2 protein-coding genes and 1 pseudogene are annotated in these 3,257 nt (G+C 58.1%); all 3 read left to right on the top strand.

From position 1 onward, the window contains the following. Positions 1-483 (top strand): annotated as a pseudogene (locus ABX749_RS27085) (protein translocase subunit SecDF); the annotation flags it as partial. Positions 484-664: 181 nt separating this feature from the next. Beyond that, positions 665-1,042 (top strand): BlaI/MecI/CopY family transcriptional regulator, encoded by a 378-nt coding sequence (locus ABX749_RS27080; protein WP_372898772.1) that lies wholly within the window; start codon positions 665-667, stop codon positions 1,040-1,042. Beyond that, positions 1,039-3,257, top strand: a 2,219-nt coding sequence (locus ABX749_RS27075; protein WP_372898771.1) for a M56 family metallopeptidase, incomplete at its 3' end; no start/stop codon positions are given. The genes ABX749_RS27080 and ABX749_RS27075, both read left to right, overlap by 4 nt.

The raw sequence follows: 3,257 nt of genomic DNA, 5'->3' as shown, positions 1-3,257 counted from the left end.
CCCGTCGACTTGGCGTCGGCGCTGCAAACTTCCGAGGGGCAAGTCGAAGTGGGGCAATGGATGTTCGACAACAACGTCACCGGATTAGACGTGCTGGCGATCATCGAACCGGACGTTCAGCTGGACGGTGATTCGCTCAGCTTCGCCGCGATGACCGAAGATGCCAGCGGTCAAGTGGCGGTCTCGCTGGAATTCACATCGCAGGGAAGCACGGCTTTGGAAACGTTGACCACACGCTATGTACCGGTCGGACAGCGGCAAACCAGGCTCGGGATCGTCTTTGATGACCTCTTGATCAGCGCGCCGAATATTCTGCAACCGATCCGCAAGCAGGCAGTGATCACGGGCGACTTCGAAAAAGCCGAGGTCCAGACCATCATCGCCGTGCTCAAGGCCGGACGTCTGCCGATCGAGTTGCCCGAACAGCCACTGAAGCGAGAACCGATCACGCTGACCAAGCCGATGTTGCAGTGGCCGCTGTGACACGCATGGTTCCGACGTCGCAAGCGAGAAGCTTACGCCACCCAAGCATCGGCATCAGCAAGTTTGAACATTTTCGCAATGTCCAAAAAAATCGTTGACAGCGGATCGACCGACCGTCAGACTAATTTTGAAGTGTTAAAAATTTCTTGTCGGCGTATTGGTCGAGGTGGCATCGATGGGGGTGGAACAACTCAGTCGTCGCGAGCGGGAAATCGTCGACATCTTGTATGTCAAGGAGGAAGCGACCGCGGCCGAGGTGCGGCTCGCCATGACCGGTGATCCGTCCGATGCCACGGTCCGGACGCTGCTGCGGATCTTGGGCGAAAAGGGGTTCGTCAAGTTTAAACGCCAGGGGAGGCACTACCGGTATCGGCCGGTTCAACCCAAAAAGCGCGCCGCGAAGCAGGCGTTTCAGCATGTCTTGGATGTCTTCTTCGGCGGCTCGGTCGAGCAAGCCCTGGCGTCGCATCTGTCGGATCCGAAGACGAGTCTTCAAGAAGACGAATTGAACCGACTGCGTGAATTGATTGCCGAAGCAGAGCGGAGGGAGATGCCATGAGCGTGTGGATCGAGCAATTCATGGCGTGGGGCGATTCCCATCCATCGTTTGCACTGCTTTGTGTCTGGATCATCCGTGCCGCCGTGGTGGTTTTGACGGCGTGGATCATCCAGAGGTTGGCCCGATCGCGGTCATCGAGCGTACGTCATTGCGTTTGGATCGGCGCGTTTGGTGCGTTGGTGCTGTTGATCCCACAACTGCTGACCGCCATTCCGATTCGGATTCCGGTTCAGGTGCAATCATCGACGCCAAACGAGACTCGAGTGCCGAGCGCTTCGGCTGGCAACAGCAGCGAACGAAGTCTCGCAGTGGAAGCCCCGGTTGATCGACCGTGGAATGCGACGGACGCGAACGCTTCTGGCTTCGATCCAGCACCCCGGACGGCCGCCTCGCCGGCTCAAGCCGTTCCCACATCGGACGTGGTCGCGGCGGCGTCGACTCGTCAGCGTCCCGGCGTGATCGTGCCGAAGGAGTCATCGATCGTATTCATCATGATCGTTGTTTATGGTGTTGGATTGCTGTCCGGGCTGGCGAGAATCGTTGTCAGCGGGCTTCGATTGAGACGATTTGCGAGTAATGCAAGTTCGTTCTCTCAGGAGCACCGGGCACTCGCCCAGTCGTGCGCAGCTCGTTTAGGTTTACGGAGTCCGCCGCAATGTCGAGTCTCCATGGACGTTTCCATGCCGCTGACATTCGGCGTGATTCGTCCAATCGTGCTGGTTCCGATCGATTTTCAATCCTTCACGGTCGATCAGCAGCGGCATTGCCTGTTGCACGAAATGGCACACGTCGCGAGACGTGACGCCTGTTGGAATTGGTTGGCAGAAATCACGACGGCCGTGTATTGGTTTCATCCTTCTGTGCATTGGGCTCGATGGCAACTGCGGCGATCGCGAGAAGACGCCGCGGATGATGCGGTCGTACGATCCGGCGAACGGGCGTCCGCGTACTCGCGCAGCCTTTTGGAGATCACGCAGAACATCGTCGCCTCGGATTCACAGCCAGTCGCCGCGGTCCATTCGGGTACGAATCTGCAAAACCGCATCGGACGTCTGTTGGACCCGAGGTTGAATGTTGACCCACAATCGAGGTGGACTGTGCCGGTGATTGGTATCGTCTTCTCGTTGATCACGTTGACGGGGATTCATTTCCAGGTCGTCACGGGTCAAACGCCGACGACAGCGGGGAACCCGATCACACAACGGTCGAATACGCAGCAGTCCGACAACGTTTCGGCGGACATTGCTGCGGACGTTGCGGCAACGACTGACGAACGATCCACCGATGTCGGCTTGTATGATCAATTCAAGGCGGTCGAACTTGCGACGTCGGATGATGACGATGATCAAGAAAGGATCGACATCGAGTTCCAAGGCCGTGTGACTGACCCGTCGGGGCCGATTGCCGACGCCGTTGTCTTGATTCGCGAATTCGTGGCGTTCCGCGGTCCGAGCGGCCGCTACCTGCCTCCGCCGATTGTTGCCCGAACGACGACCGATCAGCAGGGCCGCTACCACATCCGGGGCATTCCGATCGTTCGGCTCAAATCACTCGGTCTGGCTCGATGGGAGGTTCTGGTGGCTGATCCAAACGATCGGCTTGGACTAGGGGCCTACGCGCTGTCCTCATTCGATCGCCGACAACCCACTCCGTGGAAAGCATCGATCGATATTCAACTGCCTGGCAGCGAAGAAATAGCGGCTCAGGTGGTGACGCCGGCGGGAAGCGGAATCGGCGATGTCCGTGTCGCAGTAAAAGAAATCAACGTGCCGGAAAGTGTCGACTTTGACGCGGGGCCGTTTTTCCGCGGCAGCAAGCAAGGCTTTCCGAAGCAATCCCACGTCTATCGTTTTCCCACCGATGAACTCCAATTGCTGGCGCGAACCGACAGCGACGGGCGCTTTGCCTTTCAGATGCCGAAGAACGCTTCACTGGTGTTAGGCCTTCGCCAAAGCGAATCGTTCCCACGACTTCTTCGGCTCTCTGCGCCGAAGTATCAGCGGGGGATCATGGCGACACATGTTGCCGATGAGTATGTCTCACCCGCAACGATCGAGTTGCGACGACTGCTGCTCGTCTCGGTCGCCGTTGAAGATGAAGCCGGTGAAGCGGTGAAACAATTCTCGCTTTCTGCGTTGACGCCGCGGGGCAAAGCGCAGTCGCAACGATTTCAAGTTTCCGATGACGGAGAGCTGCGCACCACGAAGGAGTTTTT

Source organism: Stieleria sp., from assembly GCF_041595215.1.
In the GTDB taxonomy this organism is placed as follows: domain Bacteria; phylum Planctomycetota; class Planctomycetia; order Pirellulales; family Pirellulaceae; genus Stieleria; species Stieleria magnilauensis.
This window is presented reverse-complemented; position numbering and strand designations above follow the sequence as displayed.